This is a genomic window from Streptomyces sp. NBC_01233 (assembly GCF_035989305.1).
Taxonomy (GTDB): Bacteria; Actinomycetota; Actinomycetes; order Streptomycetales; family Streptomycetaceae; genus Streptomyces.
Genome location: NZ_CP108514.1, coordinates 332,896 through 354,486 on the forward strand (window position 1 = coordinate 332,896; position 21,591 = coordinate 354,486).

Below are 21,591 nucleotides of genomic sequence, written 5' to 3' on the forward strand. Positions count from 1 at the left end.
TCATGCCTCATCCGCCGAGGTGGTGAGCGGTCGGCTCGGGAGCACGTCCCTGGCCGTCAGGCGGGAGCCCGAGGAGCAGAGCCGGTAGACGTCGGCCTGGTCCAGGAGGATGCCGTTCGAGCAGTAGTAGGCGCACACCGTGCCGGGGGGTGCGGGCAGCGCCTTCGCGGCGTCCGGTACGTCCCGGAACTCGCGGTCGGGAGGAGGCGCGCGCGCTCGGTCCGCTCCTGGCCGGGCCGGAGGGCCGCGAAGTCCGCGGGGCGCAGCACGAAGGCGGTCAGCCGGTGGGCCAGGTACGCGGCGGAGCCGAGGAGGAGCAGACCGAGTCCGGCCGGGGCCGCGACGGCAACGGCGAACCGGCGCCGGGTGCTGCGCCGGGCGGCGGCGAGGCGGCGCGCCGACTCCGAACCGGTACCGGTGTCGTCCAGGAGCCCTTCGGCGCTTCCCGGCCGCCGGGGCCCACCTGGTCCGGCAGGGTGGCGAGGACCACGCAGCCGCCCCGGCGGGGCGCGGCGTGCAGCGTTCCGCCGATCAGCCGGACCCGTTCGCTCAGGCCGGTCAGCCCGCGGTGGCCGCAGGCCCGCGCGCCGGCGGGGGGGCGGGTACGGGGACGGGCGACGGGCCCGCCGGCGGAGCCGAGTTGGCCACCCGTACCTCGGTGCGGGCGCCCTGGTGGACGATGCGGATCCGGACCGCGGCGCCGGGGGCGTGACTGATGGCGTTGGTCGGCGACTCCTGCACCATGCGGTACGCCGTGCGGTCCACCAGGGGCGAGAGGGTCCCAGGCGGCCCCGGCCTCCCCCCTCCCGCCGGGGCCCCAGTCGAAGCGCGCCCCACTGCCGTGCTGCGCGAAGCGGTCGTCATGGGTGACGAGCCTTGCATTGCGTCGGGAGGCCGAGGCCGCACCGGCAGGCTCACGGCCACCGGCTCAGGAGCCGGGCCCGGCGGCCGTGAAAGTACTCGCTGCTCGCGGGGCTGCTGCCGCCGGAGCAGCGGCTGGCCGCCAACGCGCTGGTGAGTTCCAGCACCTCGGCCTCGATCGTCATCGGTCCCGCGCTCGCCGGATTCCTGGCGGCGGCGATCAGCCCTGCCTGGCTCATCGGTCTGGACGCGTTGTCGTTCGCCGTGCTCGCCGCCCAGGTGAGCCGGGTGCGGGGCGCGTCCGGCGAGGCGGGGCAGGCCGGCGAGCAGGGGAGCGCGCCCGTCGACGCCGACCGGTCGGCCGCAGGGCTGCACTTGTTGCGCAAGCAGCCCGAACTCCTCGGTGTCCTCGCCCTGACCTGGTTCTTCAACTTCCTGTACGGACCGGCGGAGGTCGCGCTGCCCCTGCACGTCACCGATGACCTGCACGCGGGGGCGGGTCTTCTCGGCCTGTACTGGGCGCTGTTCGGAGCGGGCGCCGTGCTGGGCGGGCTGGCGGCGGGCGCCCTGCGCAGGTTCCCGCTCTGGCCGGTCACCCTGACCATCGTCGCCGGCTGGGGGCTGACTCTGGTGCCCTTCGGCCTCGGCGCGCCCGCGGCCGTCACGCTCGCATGCTTCACGCTCGGCGGAGTGATCTACGGACCGTTCACGGCGCTGTCCTACACCCTGTTCCAGGACCGCACGCCGGCCGCATGGCTGACCACGGTCCTCGCGGCCCGCAGCGCCGCCCTCCTCACCGCCGGGCCGGTGGGCACCGCGCTCGGCGGGCCCCTCATCGCGCTCATGGGGCCGCGTCGGGTGCTGGCGGCTTCGGGGGTCGCGACCGTCGTACTCGCCCTGCTCGGGGCCGTGATGCGGGTCCGGAGCAAGCAGCGGGCGGCGTCGCGGCTCGGGTGAGCCATGAGCCGTGAGCCGGCGCACCCGGGCCGACGCGTCAGGAGCCACAAGGACCCGTCAGCGCTCGTCACGTCCGGTCAGGGCTTGCTCGGCGGGGGTGACGGCGGCTCTGATCTCGTCGGCCAGGGTCCGGGCCGCGGTGTCCGCCGCGCCGGCCACCGGGCGGGTGCGGGTGAGGCAGAAGGCGAGGCCTCGGCCGCGGTCGGCGAAGGCGATGCTGCCGCCGCTGCCGTGGTGCCCGAAGGCCGTGCGTTCGCCGGCCATCGCGGGCAGGCCGAGGAAGTAGCCCAGCCCCTTGGCGTACCTGCCCAGGATCCAGCCGAAGGTCCAGCCGTGGTACCCGCTCGCGGTGCCCGGCTCCCACAGCGGTCCTGTGCCGCGACGATCGCGCACATGGTGTCCCAGTCGCACAGCTCCTCCGGGGTGATGGCGCAGGGGAGCTGCGGTACCCCGATGGAGTGCGTCAGGGCATGGCGTACGGTGGCCGGCTCCTTGCCGTGCGCCCCGAACTCGGGCCAGTAGTGGGCGATGGGAGTGTCTTACGCGATCAGCCCGCGCTCGGCGAGCACGTGCACCAGGGTCGCGGTGAAGCCCTTGCCGGTCGAGGAGCTGTGGATCAGCGTGCCGGATCCGAGCCGGCGGCCACCGGGCCGGTCGGCCCAGCCCGCGTGCGCGTCGACGACCGGCTCGCCGTCGAGGTAGGACGCCACTTGGAGGCCGCTCTCCCGACCGGACTCCACCAGCTCTTCGAGAATCCCGCCGACCCGCGCCTGAACGTCCGCGCCCACCCTGCGATTCACCCGTGCATCATGCACCAGGGCCGTGCAGCGGTCGCCGCACGGCCCTGGTGTCGCATGTCGGATGTTTCGGCACGTCAGTGATCACATGGTGACGACGTCAGCGACGAAACGGTTCTCCGGCAGTCGTGGGACTAGGCGGGGGTGATGTTCTCCGCCTGCGGGCCCTTCTGGCCCTGCGTGATGTCGAACGTCACGGCCTGGCCCTCCTGGAGCTCGCGGTAGCCAGAGGCGTTGATCGCCGAGTAGTGGGCGAAGACGTCCGGGCCGCCACCGTCCTGGGCGATGAAGCCGAAGCCCTTCTCAGAGTTGAACCACTTCACAGTTCCCGTAGCCATGTTCATGCCTTCCCGTTGACGTACGTCTTCCACACGGCGTGGAAGACGGAGGTGATCGCCCTGGTCCTACGGCACAACACAGCAAAACTGCCCACACCGAAAGGCACGGGCAAGGCACTTGGAACCACGACAGCTACCCGTGAAGGTACACGCCTGCACGCACTGTCACCAGGGGGAATGATCTCGCCTTAACGGCGGGATCCCGCCGGTGCGCGGACCGTAAGGACCCGGCCGTCCCGAAATGTGGCGAGTGGGGCCCCGGGAATGCCGTAGGGTGAGGTCTACCGACGCGGGGTGGAGCAGCTCGGTAGCTCGCTGGGCTCATAACCCAGAGGTCGCAGGTTCAAATCCTGTCCCCGCTACTGCCCACAAGGGCCCGGATCCTCACGGATCCGGGCCCTTGTGTCATTTCGGGCGGCGGACCGCTCCTCAGGTGAGGCGGCGGCGCGCACTCCTCGCCGACGACGCTCCGCTGGTGCGGATGGGGCTGCGGCTGATGTGCGGCAGCGTCGACGACGACACCATCGTGGCCGAGCTCGCCGTCGACGGCCGGGTCCAGGTCGCCCTGACCGTCCACGACGCGGGCCCGGGGCGGCCGCCGTCCGGAACCGAGCCGTCCGAGGTGTGACGGCACTCACACGACGAACTGTCGTCCGGTGTCAACCGGATGCGGTGGGACGGGCGTATGCCCCGTGAGAGGTGCACATGGATTCAGGAGCGATTTTTTGACCGTCGAGGAATTCGAGGAGTTCTACGCGCAAGCGGCGGGACGGCTCGCAGGACAGCTGTACGTGATGCTCGGTGACCATCACGAGGCCCAGGACGTAGTGCAGGAGGCCTTCGTCAGGGGCTGGGGTCGCCGGCGTCAGCTGGACCGGGAGGGCAGGCCCGAGGCGTGGATCCGCACGGTCGCCTGGCGGCTCGCGGTCAGCCGCTGGCGTGGGCGGCGGCGGACCGCCGACGCATGGCGGCGCACGACCCCCGCGACGCACGTGGAGGGGCCGGGGCCGGAGGCGGTCGCGCTCGTGGAGGCGCTGCGGCAGCTACCCCCGAAGCAGCGCCGGACCATGGCGCTGCACTACGTGTGCGATCTGACCGTCGAGCAGATCGCCGCCGAGACCTCGCTGTCCGCGAGCACGGTCAAGACCCACCTCTCCCGGGGACGGGCCGCGCTCTCCCTCCGTCTGCAGGACCCCCGCACCGAGGAGGCCCCCGATGCCTGACTCCCACGACCCGCTGCGGTCCCTGTTCCGGGAAGCCGCCTCCGCCGCGGAGACCCGCACCTCGCTGCCGCCCGTCACCGTCATCGAGCACCGCGGGGAACGGGTACGGCGGCGCCGTATCGCCGGCCTCGCCGTCGCCTGCTCCCTCGTCCTCGCCGGATCCGGCGCGGCCCTGGCCTCGTTCCTGCCCGGCAGTCCGGGCCCGGTCCTCCCGGCGAGCACCCCCTCTCCCCTGGCCCCGTCCTCCGGGCCGACCCCCACGCCGACCTCCGAGCCGACCACCCTGCCGTCCTCCACACCGCACTACCCGCCGTCCTCCACTGCGACCTCCAGCCCGACACCGCCCCGCCATACGACGGCGCCGCCCGGCGCTCCCCCCGGGACGGCGTACCCGGGCGCATCCGCCACCTCCTCGCGGCTGCCCGGGTAACCCCCGCCCGCGCCACTCCCCCCATCACCGCTCGCGGACACCGGCCTTGCACCCCGGCCGGTGGTTCCGCATGCCCTCACAGGGTCAGGAGATCCCGTATGTCCGTTTCCGCCCCGCATCGGCCGTCCGAGGTCGCCGACTCGCTCGCCGCCGGGCCGCGCGTCCCCGACGAGGGCCGCACCCACCGCGCCCGCCGTCCCCGGCGAACGCTGCCGCGCCTCGGCCCGGTCGACCGCGAGGTGCTGTGGCTCTACCTGCTGACCCGCGTCGGCATCTGGACCACCACGGGAGCCGTCGGCTGGCTGTTCCCCTCCGACGGCAACGCCCGCCGGCCGGCCTCTCCGCTCGCGCCCTGGCAGCAGTGGGACTGGACGCACTACCTGCACATAGCCAGGGACGGCTACTTCCCCGGCCAGGCCGGACCCTGGACGGCAGGCTGGGACAACCGGGAGGCCTTCTTCCCCGGTTTCCCCCTCACCCTGCGCGCCGTCCACGCCGTCGTCCCCGACTGGGCCGCGGCCGGAGCGCTGATCTCGTTCCTCGCGGGCGGCATCGCCGTCCTGGCCCTCGCCCGCATCGCCCGCCTCCGGCTGCCCGACCAGGACGCGGGCCGGCGGACGGTCCTCTTCTTCCTGCTGTCGCCGTGCGCCGTGTTCCTCGCCGCCGGATACACCGAGGCGCTCTTCCTCGCCCTGGCCCTGCCCGCCTGGCTGGCGGCCCAGCGCCGGAACTGGCCGGCGGCCTCGGTCCTGGCCTGCCTGGCCTGTTCGGTGCGCGTCACCGGGCTGTACCTCGTGGCCGCGCTCGTGCTCCACTTCGTCCTCACCGCCCGGGGCCGCCGCGCCTGGCGCGCAGCGCCCTGGCTGTGTCTGCCCGCCCTCGCTCCCGCCCTGTACTCCTGGTACCTGCAGACGCGGACCGGGGACTGGATGGCCTGGAAGCACGCCCAGGAACGCGGCTGGTACCGGGACTTCCACGCACCGTGGGAGGCCTGGGCGAACACCTGGGAGGCCGCCTTCCACCACACCCAGCCCACCGGGTACGCGCTGATGTGGCAGGCCGAACTCCTGGCCATGCTGGTCGGTGTCGTCCTGATCGCCGTGCTGGTACGGGGCCGCCGCTGGCCCGAGGCGCTCTACATCGCCCTCACCCTGTGGGCCCTGGGCACCTCCTACTGGTACACCTCGGTCCCCCGTTCCACGCTGCTGTGGTGGCCGCTCTGGACCGCCCTGGCCACCTGGAGCCAGCGCCGACCGCGGGTGCAGTCCGCCTACCTGTACGTGGTCGGCCCGCTCGGCATCACGGTCGCCCTCACCTTCCTCACGGGCCGCTGGGCCGGCTAGGGCGGACGCTGCCGTCAACGCCCTGCGCCGAACGGGCCCCCGCCCGGTCCGCGGGCGCGCATACTCGGTGCATGGCCGACACCACCACAGTCGAGGTCGACACCGATGTGCACGACCGGCTCGCCGTGCTCGCCGCGGACCGCGGGCTGAGCCTGCGGGCGTACCTCGCCGAACTCACCACCGCCCAGGAGAACGAGGCCGCCCTCGCACGCGCGGCGCGCGCCTTCGAGAAGGCGCTCGAACGGCCCGGATTCCGCGAGGGGTTCGCCCGCGACTTCGGCGGCCGCTCGACCCACCGGCTCTTGGAAACCCGGAACCGGCCGCCGCTGGGCCGGGCCTGACGGCACGTCACGGCCCTCCCGATCCGGCGAGGCGTCCCCCCTCCAGGACGGCGGTACGGTCGGCCAGTGCGGCCGCGGCCGGTGTTCGTCGAAGGCCGCCGCCTTCCACGACGCCGGATACCGCTTCCAGGCGATCGACCTCACCGCCTTCGCCCGCGAGCTCCCGCCCTCGCCCCGCTCCCTCACCAGCGGGCTGCGCGCCAACGCCAAGACCCCGTGGGCCGAAGGCGTCGGCCCCGTCCTGCCCATGCAGGACTTCCCGGTCTTCCTCGCCCACTGCCGCGTGAAGCTCCCCGGAACACCTTCACCGCCCTGAACGAGGTCTACGGCCGCGAGGTCCACCTGGCCGATCAGTGGCTGATCCGCCGCGGCCTGGCCGGCCACCACGCGATGCCCGGCAGCCTCCGGCACACCCGGGCCCTCGGCGCCCGCCTCACCTTCTACCTGCGCGACCACCGCATCGGCCCCGCACCCGACCAGGCCCGCGCCCTCGTACGGCTCCGCGCCGTCCAGGTCGCCCTGTTCCTGCGCGGCTACCTCCTGCGCTGGCAGTACGAGACCCTCGGCGGCGATCCCACCACCCGCCTGCTCAGCCAGCTCACCGAACGCGTCTGCGGCAAGATCCGCACCGTCGCCCCGCCCGAAGCCGCCGCCGCGACCGCCCTGTCCATCCACCTCTCCCACGGGCCCACCGGCTTCGGTCTGATCACCTGCGGGAACACCGCCCCCGACGGCAGCAGCGTCCGCATCCCGCCCACCGGCAGCCCGTACGAGCCGCCGTGCACTCCCGCGGGCCCGCCCACCCGCCGCATCCGCGCTGGCCGCCGAGCGCTACCCCTCGGGCAGCACCGCCCAGCTCCTGCGGGTCTGCGTACGCCCCGCCCACCGCAGGCACGGGCCGGCCCGGGCCATGGTCCGGGAGGCGTGCGCGTTCGCGGTCGGCGTGCCGGGCTACGAGCGCGTCTACCTGCACACGAACGTCGACATTCCGGGCGCGGAGCGATTCTGGCGCAGCCTGGCCACCGAGGTCTGGGACGCCCGCACGACGGGCGAGCACGGCGGATTCGGGACGGTCCACTTCGAGATCCCGGCGCCCTGGGCTTTTCGTGACTCCCGGCTCCGCCGCGACTGCGGGCCGTGTCGTGCCTCGGGGCCGCGCTGTGACTCCGCCCACCCTCCCTTGACCGATCAAGGAAGGGTTACCTAAGTTCGAATCATGAGCCCGCAGCCCCCCACTTCCCCCGCCGGCCCGGACGACGCGGCCGCCGAGCCCGCGCTGGTCGGCTTCACCGTCGACCTCACCGCCCAGGAGGTCCTCCGGCGGGCCCAGGTGATGGAGGCGCTCGGCCCCGACTGGGACCCGATCGAGGTGCTGCGCGGCGAGGAGGCGGCGTACGACCTGCTGTACTCGGGGCTCGACGAGGCACAGCAGCGCATGTACGACGAGCTGGTCGCGGCCGGCGTGCTCCCCGGGCGAGGACACGGCCGTGCTGCCGCTTGACCCGCAGGCCGACATCGGCCGCCGGGCCTGGGTGGCCTGCCCCAACTGCGAGGACACCCGGGGGTGCGAGCCGTGCGGGGAGCGCGGCGCGTGCTCCGCGCACTGGCGCTACCTGCTCTCCAACACGGGCAGCCTGCTCCACCTGCAGTGCCCGGGCTGCACCCACGTCTGGGTGCACGAGAGCGGCTTCGGCGCCACGCGCTCCTCGCTGTGGAGCCGCCTCACCGACGGCATGTCGCACCCCTGACCCGCCCCGCAGCGGCCGACGGGCCGGGCCCGCGGAAGGTGCCTATCCTCGAAGAAGGTGCTGATCCGAGCCCTGGAGGACGGCTGTCATGACCGAGGCGAGCGAAGCGGTCCAGGCCGACCGCACCCTGAAGGCCCGGCACCGCGCGATGTGGGCGCTGGGCGACTACCCGTCCGTGGTCTCCCACGTCATCCCGGAGCTCGGGGCCCGGCTCGTGCAGGAGTGCGGCGTCCGGCAGGGCGACCGGGTGCTCGACGTCGCGGCGGGCTCCGGCAACGCGGCCATCCCGGCCGCCCTGGCCGGGGCCGACGTGGTGGCCTCCGACCTCACCCCCGAGCTGCTGGAGATCGGGCGGCACCTGGCCGCCGTACGCGGCGCCCGGCTGGAGTGGCGGGAGGCGGACGCCGAGGCCCTGCCGTTCGCGGACGGGGAGTTCGACATCGTGATGTCCTGCGTCGGCGCCATGTTCGCCCCGCACCACCGGGCCGCCGCCGAGGAGATGCTGCGCGTCTGCCGCTCGGGCGGCACGATCGGGATGGCCAACTGGACTCCGCAGGGCTTCGTGGGCCGGCTGTTCGCCGCGATGAAGCCCTTCGCTCCCCCGCCGCCGCCCGGCGCCCAGCCGCCGCCCCTGTGGGGGGACGAGGAGCACGTCCACGAGCTGCTGGGCGACGCGGTGACCGACGTCGACGCGCGCCGCGAGACGGTCCGCGTGGACCGCTTCCGCAAGCCTGCGGACTTCCGGGAGTTCTTCAAGGCAACCTACGGTCCGACGATCGCCGTCTACCGCGCCGTCGCCGGCGATCCGGACCGGGTCGCCGCCCTGGACGCCGCGCTCGACGCCCTCGCCGCCGAGCACACCGTGGACGGGGTCATGGAGTGGGAGTACCTCCTGCTGACCGCCCACCGCCGGGGCTGATCCGCCCCGCCCCGTAGCCGTGCCCCCTGCGGTCACTCGACCTCCGTTCGGTCGACCCCCGCTCAGTCGACGGCCGGATGCACCTCCGGGTGGGCGTCCCACCACTCCTTGTGGAAGGCGTTGTTGTCCACATTGGCCAGGTAGGCGCGGGCCGCGGCCCGGTAGAGCAGTTCCGCCTGCCCGGCCGACAGCGCCGAGCGGTTCCAGGCCAGGCGGATGCGGCCCGTGATGGGGGTGCCGACCAGCGGGCGCATCACCGTACCCTCCCCCGGCGGGGCCGTCGGCTGGCAGAGCGAGACCGCGCGGCCCGCGGCGATCAGGTCGTGCTGCATCTTGCGATCGGTGATCCGGTAACGCAGTGACGGGCTGAATCCGGCCTTCGCGCAGGCGGCGACGAGGGCCTCGGGACCGCCGTCGTCGTCCTCGACCAGGGTCAGCCACGGCTCGTCGGCGAGGTCGGCCAGGTCGATGCGGTCGAGGCCCGCGAGGGGGTGCTTCGCCGACAGCCGGATGCAGAAGGGCTCCTTCGGGATCAGCGTCCTGGCCAGGGTCCCTTCCGGCAGCGGGACCTCGTGGTCGTTGACCTCCCCGTACACGATGGCGTCGTACCTCCCCGCGCCGAGCATCCGGGCCAGCGCGGTCACCGAGTCCTCCAGGTCCACGGCGATCTCCCGGCCGGACATGGACAGGTCGGTCTGGGCGAGGAGGCCGTCGAGCAGCACGAGCAGGATGCAGCCCAGGCGCAGCGGACCGCCGGCGGACAGGGCGCGCGCGTCCGCTCCCAGGGCGTCCATCTCGCTGAGCACGCGGCGCGCCCTGGCCAGGACGAACTGCCCCAGCGCGGTGGGTTCCACCCCGCCCCGGCCGCGCACGAACAGCTCGCCGCCGGTGACCTGCTCGATGCGCCGCAGCTGCGCCGAGAGTGCGGGCTGGGAAACACCGAGCCGCCGCGCCGCGCCCCCCAGGCTGCCCGCCTCCGCTATCCGGCAGACGGCTTGCAGATGCCTCAACTCCAGCTGCATCCGGGCAGCGTACGCAGCAGCCCGTCCCGGGACCATAACGCGGGCCTTATGCCCGCCGGGATGTCCCATTCTCGTCATGTCCACGCTCATACTCGGCCGCGAACGAACACTCATCCCCGACCCCCCACGATCGGAGTGGACGTTGCAGCCCAGAAGATGGACGGCGGCCGTGGCGGCGATGGCGCTGACCGCAGGCCTCGCCGGCACCCTGGCCGGGACGGCATCGGCGGCGCAGCAGGCTCAGCCCGCACCGTCCCAGAAGGACACACCGGCCGCACGTGCGGTCGCGGCGGCCGACCAGGCCGTCGACAGTGGTCTCGACTCCCTGGTCAACTCCTCGCAGGAACAGTACGAAAGACGTCTCGTCACCCCCTGGGTGAAGGACCTCTACTCCGTCTCGTACGAGCGCAGCTACCGCGGCCTGCCGGTCGTCGGCGGCGACGCGGTCGTGCTCGCCGACGGCACCGGCAAGGTGCGCGCCCTCCAGTCGGCCTCCTCCGTACGGATCGACGTGGCGACCCGCGCGTCGGTCTCCGCGAAGGACGCCGAGTCCACCGCACGGGTGAGGCTGGCCTCGGTCGACAAGGTCGAGAGCAGCCGGCTCGTCGTCCGGCTGAAGGACGACAAGCCGGTGCTGGCCTGGGAGACCGTGCTGAGCGGCCGTACCAGGACCGCTCCCAGCAGACTGCACGTCTTCACGGACGCGCGGACCGGCGCCTTCGTCGACAGCTACGACGACGTGGTGGCCGGCTCCGGCAACAGCAAGTGGAACGGGCCCGGCCCGATCTCCATCGACACCACCAACTCGGGTTCCACGTACACGCTGCGCGACCCGAACCGGACCGGCCTCAGCTGCGCCGACTACGGCAACGGCAGTGTCTTCACCAAGTCCTCCGACTCCTGGGGCACCGGCAACCCCACGAGCAAGGAGACCGGCTGCGTCGACCTGATGTTCGCGGCGCAGAAGCAGTGGGACATGCTCGCCCAGTGGCTCGGCCGCAACGGCATCAGCGGAAACGGCCGCAGCTTCCCCGGCAAGGTCGGCCTGGGCGACCTCAACGCCTACTGGGACGGCAGTTCGGTCACCATCGGCCACAACAGCGCCAACGAGTGGATCGCCGGCGTGGACGTGGTGGCCCACGAGTACGGGCACGCCATCGACTCCAACACCCCCGGCGGCACCAGCGGCCAGGAGTCCGGCCTCGGCGAGGCCACCGGCGACATCTTCGGCGCGCTGACCGAGGCGTACATCAACCAGCCGGCCCCGTACGACACCCCCGACTACACGGTCGGCGAGGTCATCAACCTCCAGGGCCGGGGCCCCATCCGCAACATGTACAACCCGCCGGCCGTCAACAACGACCCGGCCTGCTACAGCTCCGCGATACCCGGCACCGAGGTGCACAAGGCCGCCGGCCCGCTGAACCACTGGTTCTACCTGCTGGCCGAGGGCAGCAACCCGGGCGGCGGCAAGCCGAGCAGCCCCACCTGCAACCAGTCCACGGTCACCGGGGTGGGCGTCCAGAACGCCGGCAAGATCTTCTACGGCGGCATGCTGCTCAAGACCAGCAGCATGTCCTACAAGAAGTACCGCACGGCGACCCTGAGCTCCGCCAAGTCGCTCGACGCCAGCTGCGGCCTCTTCAACAAGACCAAGGGCGCCTGGGACGCGATCAGCGTGCCCGCCCAGCCCGCGGACCCGACGTGCACGCCGAGCGGCCAGAACAACGACTTCTCGATGGCGCTGAACCCCTCGTCGGGCACCGTCCAGCAGGGCGGTACGGTCACCACCACCGTCGGCACCACCGTCGCCACCGGCACCGCCCAGTCGGTGACGCTGACCGCCGGCGGCCTGCCGGCCGGGGTGAGCGCCTCCTTCAACCCCGCCACCGTGCAGTCCGGCCAGTCCTCCGTACTGACGCTGACCGCCACCGCCAACGCGGCGCCCGGCGCGTCCACCGTCGTCGTCAAGGGACAGGGTGCCGCCCTCTCCCACACCGTCGACTACACGCTGAACGTCGGCGGCACCCAGCCCGGCAACGACCCGCCGGACATCAGCGTCGCCAACGTGCAGGCGCACCTTGCCCAGTTCGGCACCATCGCCTCCCAGAACGGCGGCCACCGCCGTGCGGGCAGCGCCGGCTACACCCAGTCGCTGGCCTACGTGAAGGGCAAGCTGCAGGCCGCCGGCTACACCGTCACCGAGCAGAACTGCTCCTCCTGCACCTACCCGTCGAACAACCTGATCGCCGACTGGCCGGGCGGCCCGGCCGACCAGACCGTCATGTTCGGCGCCCACCTGGACGGCGTCTCGGCCGGCCCCGGCATCAACGACAACGGCTCGGGCTCCGCGACCCTGCTGGAGAACGCGCTCGTCCTCGCCCAGAAGAACCCCACGATGACCAAGCACGTGCGCTTCGCCTGGTGGACGGACGAGGAGCAGGGCCTGAACGGGTCCGAGTTCTACGTCAACCAGCTCAGCAGCGCCCAGCGCGCGGCCATCAAGGGCTACTACAACTTCGACATGGTCGGCTCCACCAACGGCGGCTACTTCATCAACAACGTCAACTCCGCCACCGCGGCCCCGCTCAAGGCGTACTGGACCTCGCTGAACCTGGCGCCCGAGGAGAACACCGAGGGCCAGGGCCGCAGCGACGACTACTCCTTCCAGCAGGGCGGCATCCCCACCTCCGGCTACGCGGCCGGGGCCAGCGCCCGCAAGACCTCGGCGCAGGCCGCGAAGTGGGGCGGCACGGCGAACGCCGCCTACGACCCCTGCTACCACAGCTCCTGCGACACCACGAACAACATCAGCGCCACCGTGCTGGACCGCAGCGCCGACGGCGTCGCCTACGCCGTGTGGAAGCAGGCCGTCGGCGGTGAGACCCCCGCACAGGACTTCTCCATCGGTGTCAGCCCGTCCGCGGGCAGCGCGGCCCCCGGCGGTTCCACCACCGCCACGGTGAACACCGCCACCGTGAGCGGCGCCGCCCAGACCGTCGCCCTCTCCGTCACCGGCGCGCCGGCCGGAGCGAGCGCCACGCTGAGCCCCACGTCCGTACAGTCCGGCAGCTCCTCGACGCTGTCCGTCCAGGTCGGCGCGAGCACCGTGCCCGGCACCTACACCCTGACGGTCACCGGCTCCGGCACCGTCGGCCACACCACCACCTACACCCTGACCGTCACCGGCAGCGGCAGCTGCACGCCGCGCCAGCTCGTGGTCAACGGCGGCTTCGAGAACGGCGCCAGTCCGTGGAGCGCGACCGCGGGCGTCATCACCAACCAGTCCGGGCAGGCCCCGCACGGCGGCAGCTACAAGGCGTGGCTGAACGGGTACGGGTCCACCCACACCGACAGCGCCTCGCAGTCGCTGGCCGTTCCGTCGGGCTGCGCCTCGTACCGGCTCTCGTTCTTCCTCCACATCGACACGGACGAGGACGAGAACGTCGTCTACGACCGGTTCACCGTCTCCGTCGGCAGCCAGACGCTGGCGTCCTTCTCCAACCTGGACGCGAACTCCGGCTACGCCGAGAAGTCCTACGACCTGTCCGCGTTCGCCGGCCAGAGCGTCACCCTGAAGTTCAACGGCGTGGAGGACCAGTCCCTCCAGACCTCCTTCGTCGTGGACGATGTCGCCCTCCAGGTGAGCTGACGCCCACCCGGCCCTGTGATGTCCGGCCCGGTCCCCGTACGGCGGGGGCCGGGCCGGACGCCTGCCGTACTGTTCCCGCGTGGACGTATCGGTTGATCAGGCACGGACATGAGGCAATACGGGCAACGTGTCGCGCGCTCGCTGCACGGCCTGTGGGAGGTCTACCTCGCGCGCGAGGCCTCCGCCCGCTTCGACCTGCACCTCGCCCTCGGCACCGCCGTCATGGTCGGCGTACCGGCGCCCCTACGACCGGGCGCGGGAGGTGCTGGATCCGGCCGAACTGCTCGCGTGCGCACACCTGCTGCGGGACGCGGCCGCCGCCGTCACTCCGGCGGGGCGGGCCGGCCCGCGGTCCGCACCCGGGCCCGGCAGCCCCGCTCACGGACGCGGCGTACGCGCTGGCGGGCGCGTCCCTGGCGACGGCTTCGGCCGCGGTCAGCGCCACCCGGGGCACCGGCCGCGCCGCGGAGCCCGGCACGGCATGAGCCCTGCCTCAACCGGACGTCGGCACCTCGGGCCCCGGTACGGATCCGGTCGCGGCGCCGTCCCGCGCCGACCGCGGCCACACACCATCCCGCCACCCAAACGGCGCCGACCGTCAGCGCCGCGAGGGCCGTGCCCATGTCGGGGGGCGTGTCGCCGAGGCTCGGGGCCACACCCGCCGCCCGCGCGCCGAAGCCGACGACCCCGGCTCCGACCATCGCGATGCCCGCCCAGGAGACGGCGACCGCGGCCCACCGGACGTACCGGGCGGCGGGCGGGCGTACCAGCAGCAGGGCGACGAGGGCCATCAGCAGACCGAGGCCGGCGTTGCCCAGCTGGGCGGCCGTGACGTCGGCGACCTGGACGTAGGCCTCCTGCGGTGCGGGGAAGCCCGGCATGCCCAGCTCGCCGTCCCGGGCGAGGTCGATCTTGCTCACGGTGTAGGCGAGCGCGCCGGCGCAAGCGGTGAGCGCGCCGATCTGTTGGGCCCTCGGTGATCAGGTCATGGCCCCATCCTGCTGCGCGGGCCCGCAGCGCCGCCTCCTCCCCGCGTACGGTGCTGCTCCCCCGCTCGGGGGAGCAGCACCGTACGCGGGGCCTCGTCACACGGAGCCGCCCCCCGCGAACTCGGCTTCGAGCACCTCCGTGAAGAGGCCGATCGGGTCGCTCCAGTCGCCGTTGAGGCTCTGGGAGACGAGGTGCCCGCCGTCGCGGGTGCCGTAGGTGTAGCAGAACGATCCGGTGAAGGCGCCGCCCATGCCCCAGACCCGCTCGCCGGAGGACAGCTCCACCGATGCCACGGCGAGACCGTAGGAGGTGTGCGGGATCCACTTGCCCTCGGGGGTGGGGGACACGGTGAACATCTCCTCCTGCTGGTCGGGCGGCAGCAGCCGGCCGCAGAGCAGCGCGCCGAAGAACCGGTTCAGGTCCCCGACGGTGGAGACCATGCCGCCGGCCGTCCAGGCGAAACTCGCGTCGAGCTCGGTCACGTCGTGGATCTCGGCATCGGGCGCGGGCAGGTGGTTCCTGCTGTAGAGGCGGGTGTGCGGTCCGCGCAGCTCGTGCTGGCCATCACCCGGCAGGTAGGTTCCGGTCAGTCCGAGCGGGCGGACGATGCGCTGCTCGAGCTCGTCGGCGTAGCTCCGGCCGGTCACCTTCTCGATGACGAGGCCGCCCAGGATGTAGCCGGTGTTGCTGTAGGTCCAGCCCTCGCCCGGCGCGAAGTCGGGGGCGTGGGACATCGCGACCTCCACCAGCTCCTCCGGGCGGAACCGGTCGTAGCGGTGCTCCAGGAAGGCGGGGCCGTAGTGCCTGGACGTCAGCGATTCGTCCTGGGCGTAGTTGAAGAGTCCGCTGGTCATGCCGAGTAACTGGCGGAGGGTGACCCCGCCGCCGTCGTTGCCGTTCCCCCGCACCAGGCCCGGCAGCCACTGCTCGACGGTGTCGTCCAGGCCGAGCCTGCGCTCGGCCGCCAGCTGCAGGAGGAGGGCGGCCGTGAACGTCTTGGTGGCGCTGCCGATGCGGAACTGCTCCTGCGGCAGCCGCGCGCGCCCCGTCACCGTGTCCGCCACCCCCGCCGCCCCGAACCAGCGGCCCGCGCCGTCCTGTACCTCGGCGACCATGCCGGGAAGGCCGCTCTCGCTCACGGCCCGGTCCAGGACCTCCTGCACGGCCGAACGTGAACTCGTCTCCTGGGGCACGGACTTGGCCATCTCGGTCTCCTCGATGCGGCTCCGGCGTTCTTCCCTGAGGAAAAACGCTACGCCGCGGCGCCCTTCGGCGCTGGCCCGCTCCCGGCCAACATCGAGAAGACCGGGACAACCGGATTGCCCCTCTTCCCTTCTACAGCATCAGCTGATACCCTGGGAGGTTGCCCGGCGGCCGTTCCGTGCGCGATCGGGGTCGGCGGCCCGCCGTCACTTGGAGGTGCCGCCACCGCCCCGCTCGGGGGCGATCATGGCGGTCAGGCCGAGGTCCAGCTCCGCGCCGTCGACGAGCAGTGCCTCGATCGAGCGGGTACGCGGGTCGATGTCGGCCTCCATGCCCTCACCGCGGTAGTGGGGGTACCCGGAGGAGCCGGTCTCACCGGTCGCCTCGACGGTGGCCGCGCGTAGGGCCCTGTCGGCGGCGGAGGCCCCGCGCAGGTTCTCGATGTGCTCGGGCACCAGCAGGATCTGGAAGCTCTGCGGCTCAGTGGTCATGGCTCGAAGCTACCTGATCAGGTGCCCCGGAGCGGGCGCTCACACGCCCCACCTCGTACGCTCTCCAGGACCCCCGGACGCGAACGAAGAGGCACCACCATGAGCGGCGATTCCCCGAGCAAGATCCTCCTTGTGGCGAAGGAGCGCACCCTCCGGACGCTGCTGGAGCGCCTCCTCGTCGCCCGGGGGTTCGCCGTGGTCGACGGCGGGAGCGGGGTGGACGCCGTTGACCTGCTGGGCAGCGCCGGACCGATCGCCCTGGTGATCTGCGAGCGCACCGGTCCCGGTCTGGACGAGGTGGCGATGTTCGAGGAGATCCGCCGGCACCCCGACCACGGGCGCGTGCCGATCCTGGCGCTGCCGCCCGCGGACCCGGAGTGCACGGTCCGCGCGCTGGAGGCCGGGGTGAGCGACTGCCTCGCGAAGCCGTTCCACCCCACCGAGTTCCTGGCCCGCGTCGAACGCCTCGCCCGTCCGGACACCGCGGGCGCGTGACCTGATCCGGTCGGTCCGGGCGGGGCGGGGCGATTGGCCGGACATCGCTCTGTTCCACCCCGCCAAGGGTTCCTACGATTCGGGCACCCGGTCTTCACCGACCGGGTGCCCGTCGCGCATGCCCATCCCCGTCCCCATGCATGTGCGCGTTCTGTTCCCTCCTGCACCGGTCTGTGACGACCCGGCCCCGCTCTGGCCGGACGCATCCCCCCACCCTGCGGCACTTCAGGCGCGCCCGCGCCACCCGGTACCGAAGCAGTGGATTGGAGCTATATGTCCGGTGGATTCCTCGTGAGCGGCGCGATCGGCGCCCTGCTCACCGCCACCCTGCCCGCACAGCCCGCCCCCTCGACCATCGTGGACCCGCCGCCCGACCGGATCGTGATCGAGGTCGCGACCGTCAACGGATCCGGGTGTCCGAAGGACACCGCGGAGGTCGCGGTGTCCCAGGACAACACCGCGTTCACCGTGACCTACAGCCAGTACCTCGCTCAGGTCGGCGGTGGCGCACCGCCCACCGCGGCGCGCAAGAACTGCCAGCTCAGCCTGATCGTGCACGTGCCCCACGGCTTCACCTACGCCATCGCCAGCGCCGACTACCGCGGCTACGCCTCCCTGGCGCCGGGCGCGAAGAGCACCGAGAAGGCGTCGTACTACTTCCAGGGCTCCCCGGACACCGCCGCCCGCACGCACAACTTCAGCGGGCCGCGCGAGGACAACTGGCAGGCCACCGACGTGACCGACTGGGCCCAGATGGTGTGGGCGCCGTGCGGCGTGCAGCGCAACTTCAACATCAACACCGAACTGCGCGTCAGCAAGGGCACCTCGGCTCCCGCTTCCACCAGCTACATGACCATGGACTCCACGGACGGCAGCATCAACACCGTCTACCACCTGGCCTGGAGGGAGTGCACCCGCAACTGACCCCGCCCGCTCCCCCTCCCGTCCGCCTCCCCGCTCCGCGCTCCCACGCGCAGCGGGGAGGCGGACGCCCGCCCGGCGTGCCGGGCCGTGTCCGCCGGGACGGGGTGGTAGCCGCGGGTGCGGACCAGGCGGGTGGTGAGTTCCGTGAAGGCGCGGGACGCGGCGCTCTCGTAGGCGTTCTCACGGCGCAGCAGGGTGACCGTGCGCAGCGGGAGGGCAGGGTCCAGCGGGACGGGGCGCAGGTACGGGTGGTCGTCGGTGACCGCGGCGGGCAGGACGGTCGCCAGTGGGGTGCGCCGGACGATTTCGGTGAGGGCCTGGACGGAGTTCGCCTCGACCGCGATGGGCGGCCGGATGCCGTGGGCGGCGAGGTAGGCGTCGACGTGCCCGCGGGTGGCGAAGTCCCCGCTGAGCAGCACCAGTCGGCGCGCAGCCAGGTCGCGTACGGGAAGGGGCCCGGGATCCGCGTCGGCGGCGGCGACCAGGGCGAGGGTCTCCGTGAACAGCGGGGTCGCCGCGATGCCCGGCAGGTGCGGCCCCTCGAAGGCGAGGCCGATGTCGTGGTCGTCGGCGAGCAGGCCGGCTTCGATGCGGTCCTGCGGCATCTCCCGGAGCTCCAGGGTGATGCCGGGGTGGGCGGCGTGGAGTGCGGCGACGAGCGGGCCCACGAGGTACGCGGTGAAGGTGGGGGTCAGCGCGAGGCGCAGGTGGCCGCGGGAGAGGTCGGCGAGGTCCATGACGGCCCGCTCGGCGGCCGCGAGGTCCCGCAGGGCGCCGCGCGCGTGGTGGACGTACGTCGCCCCCGACGAAGCCCTTCTGACGAAGCGCTTGTGACGCACGTCGAAGAGCCTCTCGCCCGGTCGGGCGGGAGGCTCTTCGAGGTGCGGTTCGGTGCCCACGGTGACGGCCATCGGGCCGGCGCGCGCCGGTTGAACGGTGGATCCGCGGATCCGGGCGGAACAAGCCGGGGCCCCGTGGGCACTCGCGCAGGCGTCGGAGGCCCCGGCTCGCACATGGGGACTGCGTCAGCTGCCCTGCGAGATGTTGCCCGACAGGACCGGGATGTTGTCCAGGATGTGCGAGAGCGGCTCGTCGCCCTTGGCCTGGGTGGAGTTCTCGGTGCACTGCTGGTTCTGCGGGTTCGACAGGACGTTGATGTCCTGGATGCCGAGGTTGCCGGCGGCAAGGATCCCCTGGAGGTTCAGCTTCGCCGGCAGGCCGATGCAGGGCTTGTTCAGAGTGCCCTGGACCAGGCCGAGCTGCGGGCTCAGGTCGCCGTGGGTCTTCTGGTTGCCGTAGATCTGCTGGGCGTGGTTGCCGTTGACGGTGTTGATCCCCTGGTCGTTGCCGATGGCCATGGCCGGAGCTGCCATGGCGGCGCCCACGCCGACGATGGACGCGGTGGCGGCGGCGGTGGCCATAATCTTCTTCAGCATCAGTGGGTCCTTATGTCGCACGAGTGCATGGTGGGTGAGCGCCTTGATCAACGCCCGGGTCGGCGACAGGTTCCGCCGCTTCACCCGATCAGCCCCTCCGGCACGTCGGGGCCGCGCACGGCCAGACTCAGCTCGACGACGTAGTGCTCCTCCACCCGGCCGTCCGGGAACCGGCGCATGAGGAGGGCGCGTTCGTCGGCGAGGAAGTCGTCCGTGCCGGGCTCGCCGACGAGGAAGAGGGAGTGCGTGGACAGCTTGCCCAGATGGGTGTCGACGGGGACGCTGCGCGACCACGTCAGGCGGCGGACGGTGAAGCGCAGCCCCTCCTGCGAGCGGGCGCGCTCGTTGATGTACCAGCCCGGGCCGAACCGCTCCTCGATGCGCGCCTGTTGATCCGCGATCCATCCGACGGTGACGTCCGGGTCGTTCTGCCAGACCGCCAGCGCCCCGCCGGGGCGCAGCACGCGCAGCGCCTCGGGGACGGAACGGGCCGGGTCGGTCCAGTGCCAGGACTGTGCGTACGTCAGCAGGTCCAGGCAACCGGAGGCCAGCGGCAGCCGGTTGCCGTCCGCGCGGACGAGCGGCGTCCGGGGGTTGCGGCGCCGGAACTCCGCGGCCATGCCCTCGCCGGGCTCCACCCCGATCACGCGGGCCCCGCGCGCCTCCAGCAGGGCGGTGGCGATCCCCGTGCCCGCCCCGACGTCGGCGACCCGGGCGCCGGCCAGCGGAAAGCCGGCCAGTTCCGCCAGCGTGTCGAAGAGCGCGGGCGGATACGAGGGGCGATGGTCTGCGTAGCGCGCGGCCGCGGCGCTGAATGAACGAGCACGGGATTCGGTCGTCATGCCGTCCATGATGCCGGTGGCCCCGGGCACTGCGGAGCGGGGCACGAGAGGCGGGTCGGCGCGTGGTGGCCGCACGGTATGTCACGGAACTGGTCGGGGCGTTGGAGCGGTACGCGGGGCGGCCCGCACTGGGGACCGGCCCGGTCGTGCTGGAGTTCCGAGAAGTACTGGACGGCGCCTGCCGGATGGCCTCGGTGCTCTCCGAGGAGGGGATCGGGCGAGGCTCGGGGCTGGCCTGTGTGGCGGGCACGAACCGGCCGGAGGTGCTGCTGGTACGGATCGCCGCGCACCTGCTGGGTGCGCGGCTGACCCAGGTGCTCGCCGGACCTGCCCTGTACGGGCTGGACTTCATCCTGCGGGACTGCCGGCCGGACCTGGTGGTGCACGACCTCGCGGTGCCCGACACCGGGGCTCCGCGGCTCGCCCTGGACGAGGTGCTCCGACGGGCAGCCCACCGCGAGGCGGCGGCGGTGTCCGTACGGGCGCGGGAGGAGGACGTGGCACGGGTGACGTACACCGGCGGGACCACGGGGCTGCCCAAGGGCGTGGCCTCCACCTTCGGCGCGATGGCCGCGCGGAACGCCGTACACGCGCACGGCTGGGCGGAGTCGGTGTACCTGTCGGTCACGTCGCTTGCGCAGCGGTCGGGCGGGCGGTGCCTGGAACAGTTGCGGGCCGGGGGACGGGTGGAGATCCTCGACCCCTTCGAGACCCGGGAGTTCGCGGCCGCCTGCCTGCGGCTGGGGCCGGTGTCCACGTACCTGACGACCTCGATGGTGTACCGGCTGCTGGCCGACCCGGTGACGGCCCCCGGGGTGCCCGGGCTGGAGACGGTCTCGTACGGTGATTCGCCCGTCCACCCCGAACGGCTGCGGGAGGCGGTGACCCGCTGGGGCGGCCGGTGGCAGCAGGGGTACGGCATGAACGAGGCGGCGGTGATCTGCCGCCTCTCCCCCGCCGACCACGAGGCGGCGGTGGCCGGAAGGCCCGAGCTGCTCACGTCGGTCGGACGGCCGGTCGCGGGGGTGGAGGTCGAGGTACGGGACGAGCGGGGCGCGGCGTCGGCGGCCGGAGACACCGGCGAGGTGTGGATGCGGTCGGCGGCGATGATGGCCGGGTACTGGGGCCGGCCCGGGCTGACGGCCGGGGTGCTGCGGGACGGATGGCTTCGGACCGGGGATCTCGGACACTTCGGCGAGGACGGCTACCTGTACCTCGACGACCGGGTCAAGGACGTGGTGATGGTCGACGGGGACAACGTGTACTGCGTGCCGGTCGAGGCGGCGCTCGCCCGGCATCCCGCCGTGGCGCAGGCCGTGGTGGTGGGCCGGCACAGCGAGCTCACCGGCGAGGAGGTGTGCGCCTTCCTCGTACCGGCGAGCGGGTGTTCCACCGGGGCGGAGGCGGCCGCCGAGGCCTGTGACCTGGTGGAGAAGGAGCTGTCTCCGGCGCACCGGCCCACCGCGGTGTTCTGGGAGCGGACGATCCCGCTGACCGCGCGGGGCAAGCCGGACAAGCGCCGGCTGCGGGAGCGCGCAGCCGCGGCCGCCACCGCCGACTCCCGCGGCCCGGCGTAGCC

Annotated in this window: 24 protein-coding genes, 1 tRNA gene and 2 pseudogenes; 15 read left to right on the forward strand and 12 right to left on the reverse strand. The window is 72.9% G+C overall.

Annotated features, from left to right (window positions below):
- Complete coding sequence (locus tag OG332_RS01670) at window positions 1-138, reverse strand: hypothetical protein (RefSeq protein ID WP_327411737.1); 138 nt, start codon at window positions 136-138, stop codon at window positions 1-3.
- A 420-nt stretch (window positions 139-558) separates the two neighbouring features.
- A complete protein-coding gene (locus OG332_RS01675) occupies window positions 559-765 on the reverse strand; it encodes a hypothetical protein (RefSeq protein WP_327411738.1) in 207 nt (68 codons plus the stop codon).
- 198 nt (window positions 766-963) lie between these two features.
- Between OG332_RS01675 and OG332_RS01680 the strand changes: the two genes are divergently transcribed.
- Window positions 964-1,818: an MFS transporter gene (locus tag OG332_RS01680; RefSeq protein WP_442816324.1), complete on the forward strand. Its 855-nt coding sequence runs from the start codon at window positions 964-966 to the stop codon at window positions 1,816-1,818.
- Between the two features lie 57 nt (window positions 1,819-1,875).
- Here OG332_RS01680 and OG332_RS01685 read toward each other — a convergent pair whose 3' ends face one another.
- The 3 genes and pseudogenes from OG332_RS01685 to OG332_RS01695 form a co-directional block, all read right to left on the reverse strand.
- A complete protein-coding gene (locus tag OG332_RS01685; protein ID WP_327419574.1) occupies window positions 1,876-2,211 on the reverse strand; it encodes a hypothetical protein in 336 nt (111 codons plus the stop codon).
- A gap of 38 nt (window positions 2,212-2,249) precedes the next feature.
- Window positions 2,250-2,633 (reverse strand): annotated as a pseudogene (locus OG332_RS01690) (serine hydrolase domain-containing protein); the annotation flags it as partial.
- A gap of 116 nt (window positions 2,634-2,749) precedes the next feature.
- Entirely contained in the window at window positions 2,750-2,953 is a 204-nt protein-coding gene (locus OG332_RS01695; RefSeq protein WP_030384970.1) for a cold-shock protein, read from the reverse strand.
- Between the two features lie 288 nt (window positions 2,954-3,241).
- Between OG332_RS01695 and OG332_RS01700 the strand changes: the two genes are divergently transcribed.
- The 10 genes and pseudogenes from OG332_RS01700 (at window position 3,242) to OG332_RS01745 (ending at window position 8,957) form a co-directional block, all read left to right on the forward strand.
- Window positions 3,242-3,315: transfer RNA gene (locus OG332_RS01700), tRNA-Met, on the forward strand.
- Window positions 3,316-3,386: 71 nt separating this feature from the next.
- A complete protein-coding gene (locus OG332_RS01705; RefSeq protein WP_327411740.1) occupies window positions 3,387-3,581 on the forward strand; it encodes a hypothetical protein in 195 nt (64 codons plus the stop codon).
- A gap of 97 nt (window positions 3,582-3,678) precedes the next feature.
- Complete coding sequence (locus tag OG332_RS01710) at window positions 3,679-4,176, forward strand: SigE family RNA polymerase sigma factor (RefSeq protein ID WP_327411741.1); 498 nt, start codon at window positions 3,679-3,681, stop codon at window positions 4,174-4,176.
- Window positions 4,169-4,606: a hypothetical protein gene (locus OG332_RS01715; RefSeq protein ID WP_327411742.1), complete on the forward strand. Its 438-nt coding sequence runs from the start codon at window positions 4,169-4,171 to the stop codon at window positions 4,604-4,606. Before OG332_RS01710 ends, OG332_RS01715 begins: the two co-directional genes overlap by 8 nt.
- 98 nt (window positions 4,607-4,704) lie before the next feature.
- Window positions 4,705-5,949, forward strand: a complete 1,245-nt coding sequence (locus tag OG332_RS01720; protein ID WP_327411743.1) for a mannosyltransferase family protein — start codon at window positions 4,705-4,707, stop codon at window positions 5,947-5,949.
- Between the two features lie 71 nt (window positions 5,950-6,020).
- Window positions 6,021-6,290: an antitoxin MazE7 gene (locus tag OG332_RS01725; protein ID WP_327411744.1), complete on the forward strand. Its 270-nt coding sequence runs from the start codon at window positions 6,021-6,023 to the stop codon at window positions 6,288-6,290.
- 776 nt (window positions 6,291-7,066) lie between these two features.
- A pseudogene (locus tag OG332_RS01730) lies at window positions 7,067-7,380 on the forward strand (GNAT family N-acetyltransferase); the annotation flags it as partial.
- 126 nt (window positions 7,381-7,506) lie between these two features.
- Window positions 7,507-7,791: a DUF6400 family protein gene (locus OG332_RS01735; protein ID WP_327411745.1), complete on the forward strand. Its 285-nt coding sequence runs from the start codon at window positions 7,507-7,509 to the stop codon at window positions 7,789-7,791.
- The gene (locus tag OG332_RS01740) at window positions 7,778-8,038 is read left to right on the forward strand and encodes a hypothetical protein (RefSeq protein WP_327411746.1); all 261 of its coding nucleotides are present in this window, start codon (window positions 7,778-7,780) and stop codon (window positions 8,036-8,038) included. Before OG332_RS01735 ends, OG332_RS01740 begins: the two co-directional genes overlap by 14 nt.
- A gap of 88 nt (window positions 8,039-8,126) precedes the next feature.
- Window positions 8,127-8,957: a class I SAM-dependent methyltransferase gene (locus OG332_RS01745; RefSeq protein WP_327411747.1), complete on the forward strand. Its 831-nt coding sequence runs from the start codon at window positions 8,127-8,129 to the stop codon at window positions 8,955-8,957.
- 62 nt (window positions 8,958-9,019) lie between these two features.
- Here OG332_RS01745 and OG332_RS01750 read toward each other — a convergent pair whose 3' ends face one another.
- Window positions 9,020-9,979: a LysR family transcriptional regulator gene (locus OG332_RS01750; RefSeq protein WP_327411748.1), complete on the reverse strand. Its 960-nt coding sequence runs from the start codon at window positions 9,977-9,979 to the stop codon at window positions 9,020-9,022.
- Between the two features lie 178 nt (window positions 9,980-10,157).
- Between OG332_RS01750 and OG332_RS01755 the strand changes: the two genes are divergently transcribed.
- Entirely contained in the window at window positions 10,158-13,631 is a 3,474-nt protein-coding gene (locus OG332_RS01755; RefSeq protein WP_327419073.1) for a M28 family peptidase, read from the forward strand.
- A 323-nt stretch (window positions 13,632-13,954) separates the two neighbouring features.
- Here the strand turns inward: OG332_RS01755 and OG332_RS01760 are convergent, their stop codons facing one another.
- From OG332_RS01760 to OG332_RS01770, 3 genes are all read right to left on the reverse strand, one after another.
- Window positions 13,955-14,551: a hypothetical protein gene (locus OG332_RS01760; RefSeq protein WP_327411749.1), complete on the reverse strand. Its 597-nt coding sequence runs from the start codon at window positions 14,549-14,551 to the stop codon at window positions 13,955-13,957.
- A 165-nt stretch (window positions 14,552-14,716) separates the two neighbouring features.
- A complete protein-coding gene (locus OG332_RS01765; RefSeq protein ID WP_327411750.1) occupies window positions 14,717-15,826 on the reverse strand; it encodes a serine hydrolase domain-containing protein in 1,110 nt (369 codons plus the stop codon).
- A gap of 204 nt (window positions 15,827-16,030) precedes the next feature.
- The gene (locus OG332_RS01770) at window positions 16,031-16,315 is read right to left on the reverse strand and encodes a hypothetical protein (protein ID WP_327411751.1); all 285 of its coding nucleotides are present in this window, start codon (window positions 16,313-16,315) and stop codon (window positions 16,031-16,033) included.
- A 99-nt stretch (window positions 16,316-16,414) separates the two neighbouring features.
- Between OG332_RS01770 and OG332_RS01775 the strand changes: the two genes are divergently transcribed.
- Window positions 16,415-16,810 (forward strand): response regulator, encoded by a 396-nt coding sequence (locus tag OG332_RS01775; RefSeq protein ID WP_327411752.1) that lies wholly within the window; start codon window positions 16,415-16,417, stop codon window positions 16,808-16,810.
- A 273-nt stretch (window positions 16,811-17,083) separates the two neighbouring features.
- Window positions 17,084-17,734, forward strand: a complete 651-nt coding sequence (locus OG332_RS01780) for a DUF4360 domain-containing protein (protein WP_327411753.1) — start codon at window positions 17,084-17,086, stop codon at window positions 17,732-17,734.
- On the opposite strand, the gene cynR is transcribed toward OG332_RS01780, so the two are convergent.
- The 3 genes from cynR to OG332_RS01795 all read right to left on the reverse strand — a co-directional run bounded on the left by cynR (window position 17,698) and on the right by OG332_RS01795 (window position 20,012).
- The gene (gene cynR / locus OG332_RS01785) at window positions 17,698-18,645 is read right to left on the reverse strand and encodes a transcriptional regulator CynR (protein ID WP_327411754.1); all 948 of its coding nucleotides are present in this window, start codon (window positions 18,643-18,645) and stop codon (window positions 17,698-17,700) included. The genes OG332_RS01780 and cynR overlap by 37 nt on opposite strands.
- Before the next feature lie 114 nt (window positions 18,646-18,759).
- The gene (locus tag OG332_RS01790; protein WP_327411755.1) at window positions 18,760-19,170 is read right to left on the reverse strand and encodes a rodlin; all 411 of its coding nucleotides are present in this window, start codon (window positions 19,168-19,170) and stop codon (window positions 18,760-18,762) included.
- Window positions 19,171-19,250: 80 nt separating this feature from the next.
- Complete coding sequence (locus tag OG332_RS01795; protein ID WP_327411756.1) at window positions 19,251-20,012, reverse strand: class I SAM-dependent methyltransferase; 762 nt, start codon at window positions 20,010-20,012, stop codon at window positions 19,251-19,253.
- Window positions 20,013-20,077: 65 nt separating this feature from the next.
- Here OG332_RS01795 and OG332_RS01800 point away from each other — a divergent pair, with 65 nt between their 5' ends.
- Window positions 20,078-21,589, forward strand: coding sequence for a class I adenylate-forming enzyme family protein (locus OG332_RS01800; RefSeq protein ID WP_327411757.1), 1,512 nt, complete (start codon window positions 20,078-20,080; stop codon window positions 21,587-21,589).
- Window positions 21,590-21,591: the final 2 nt, after the last annotated feature.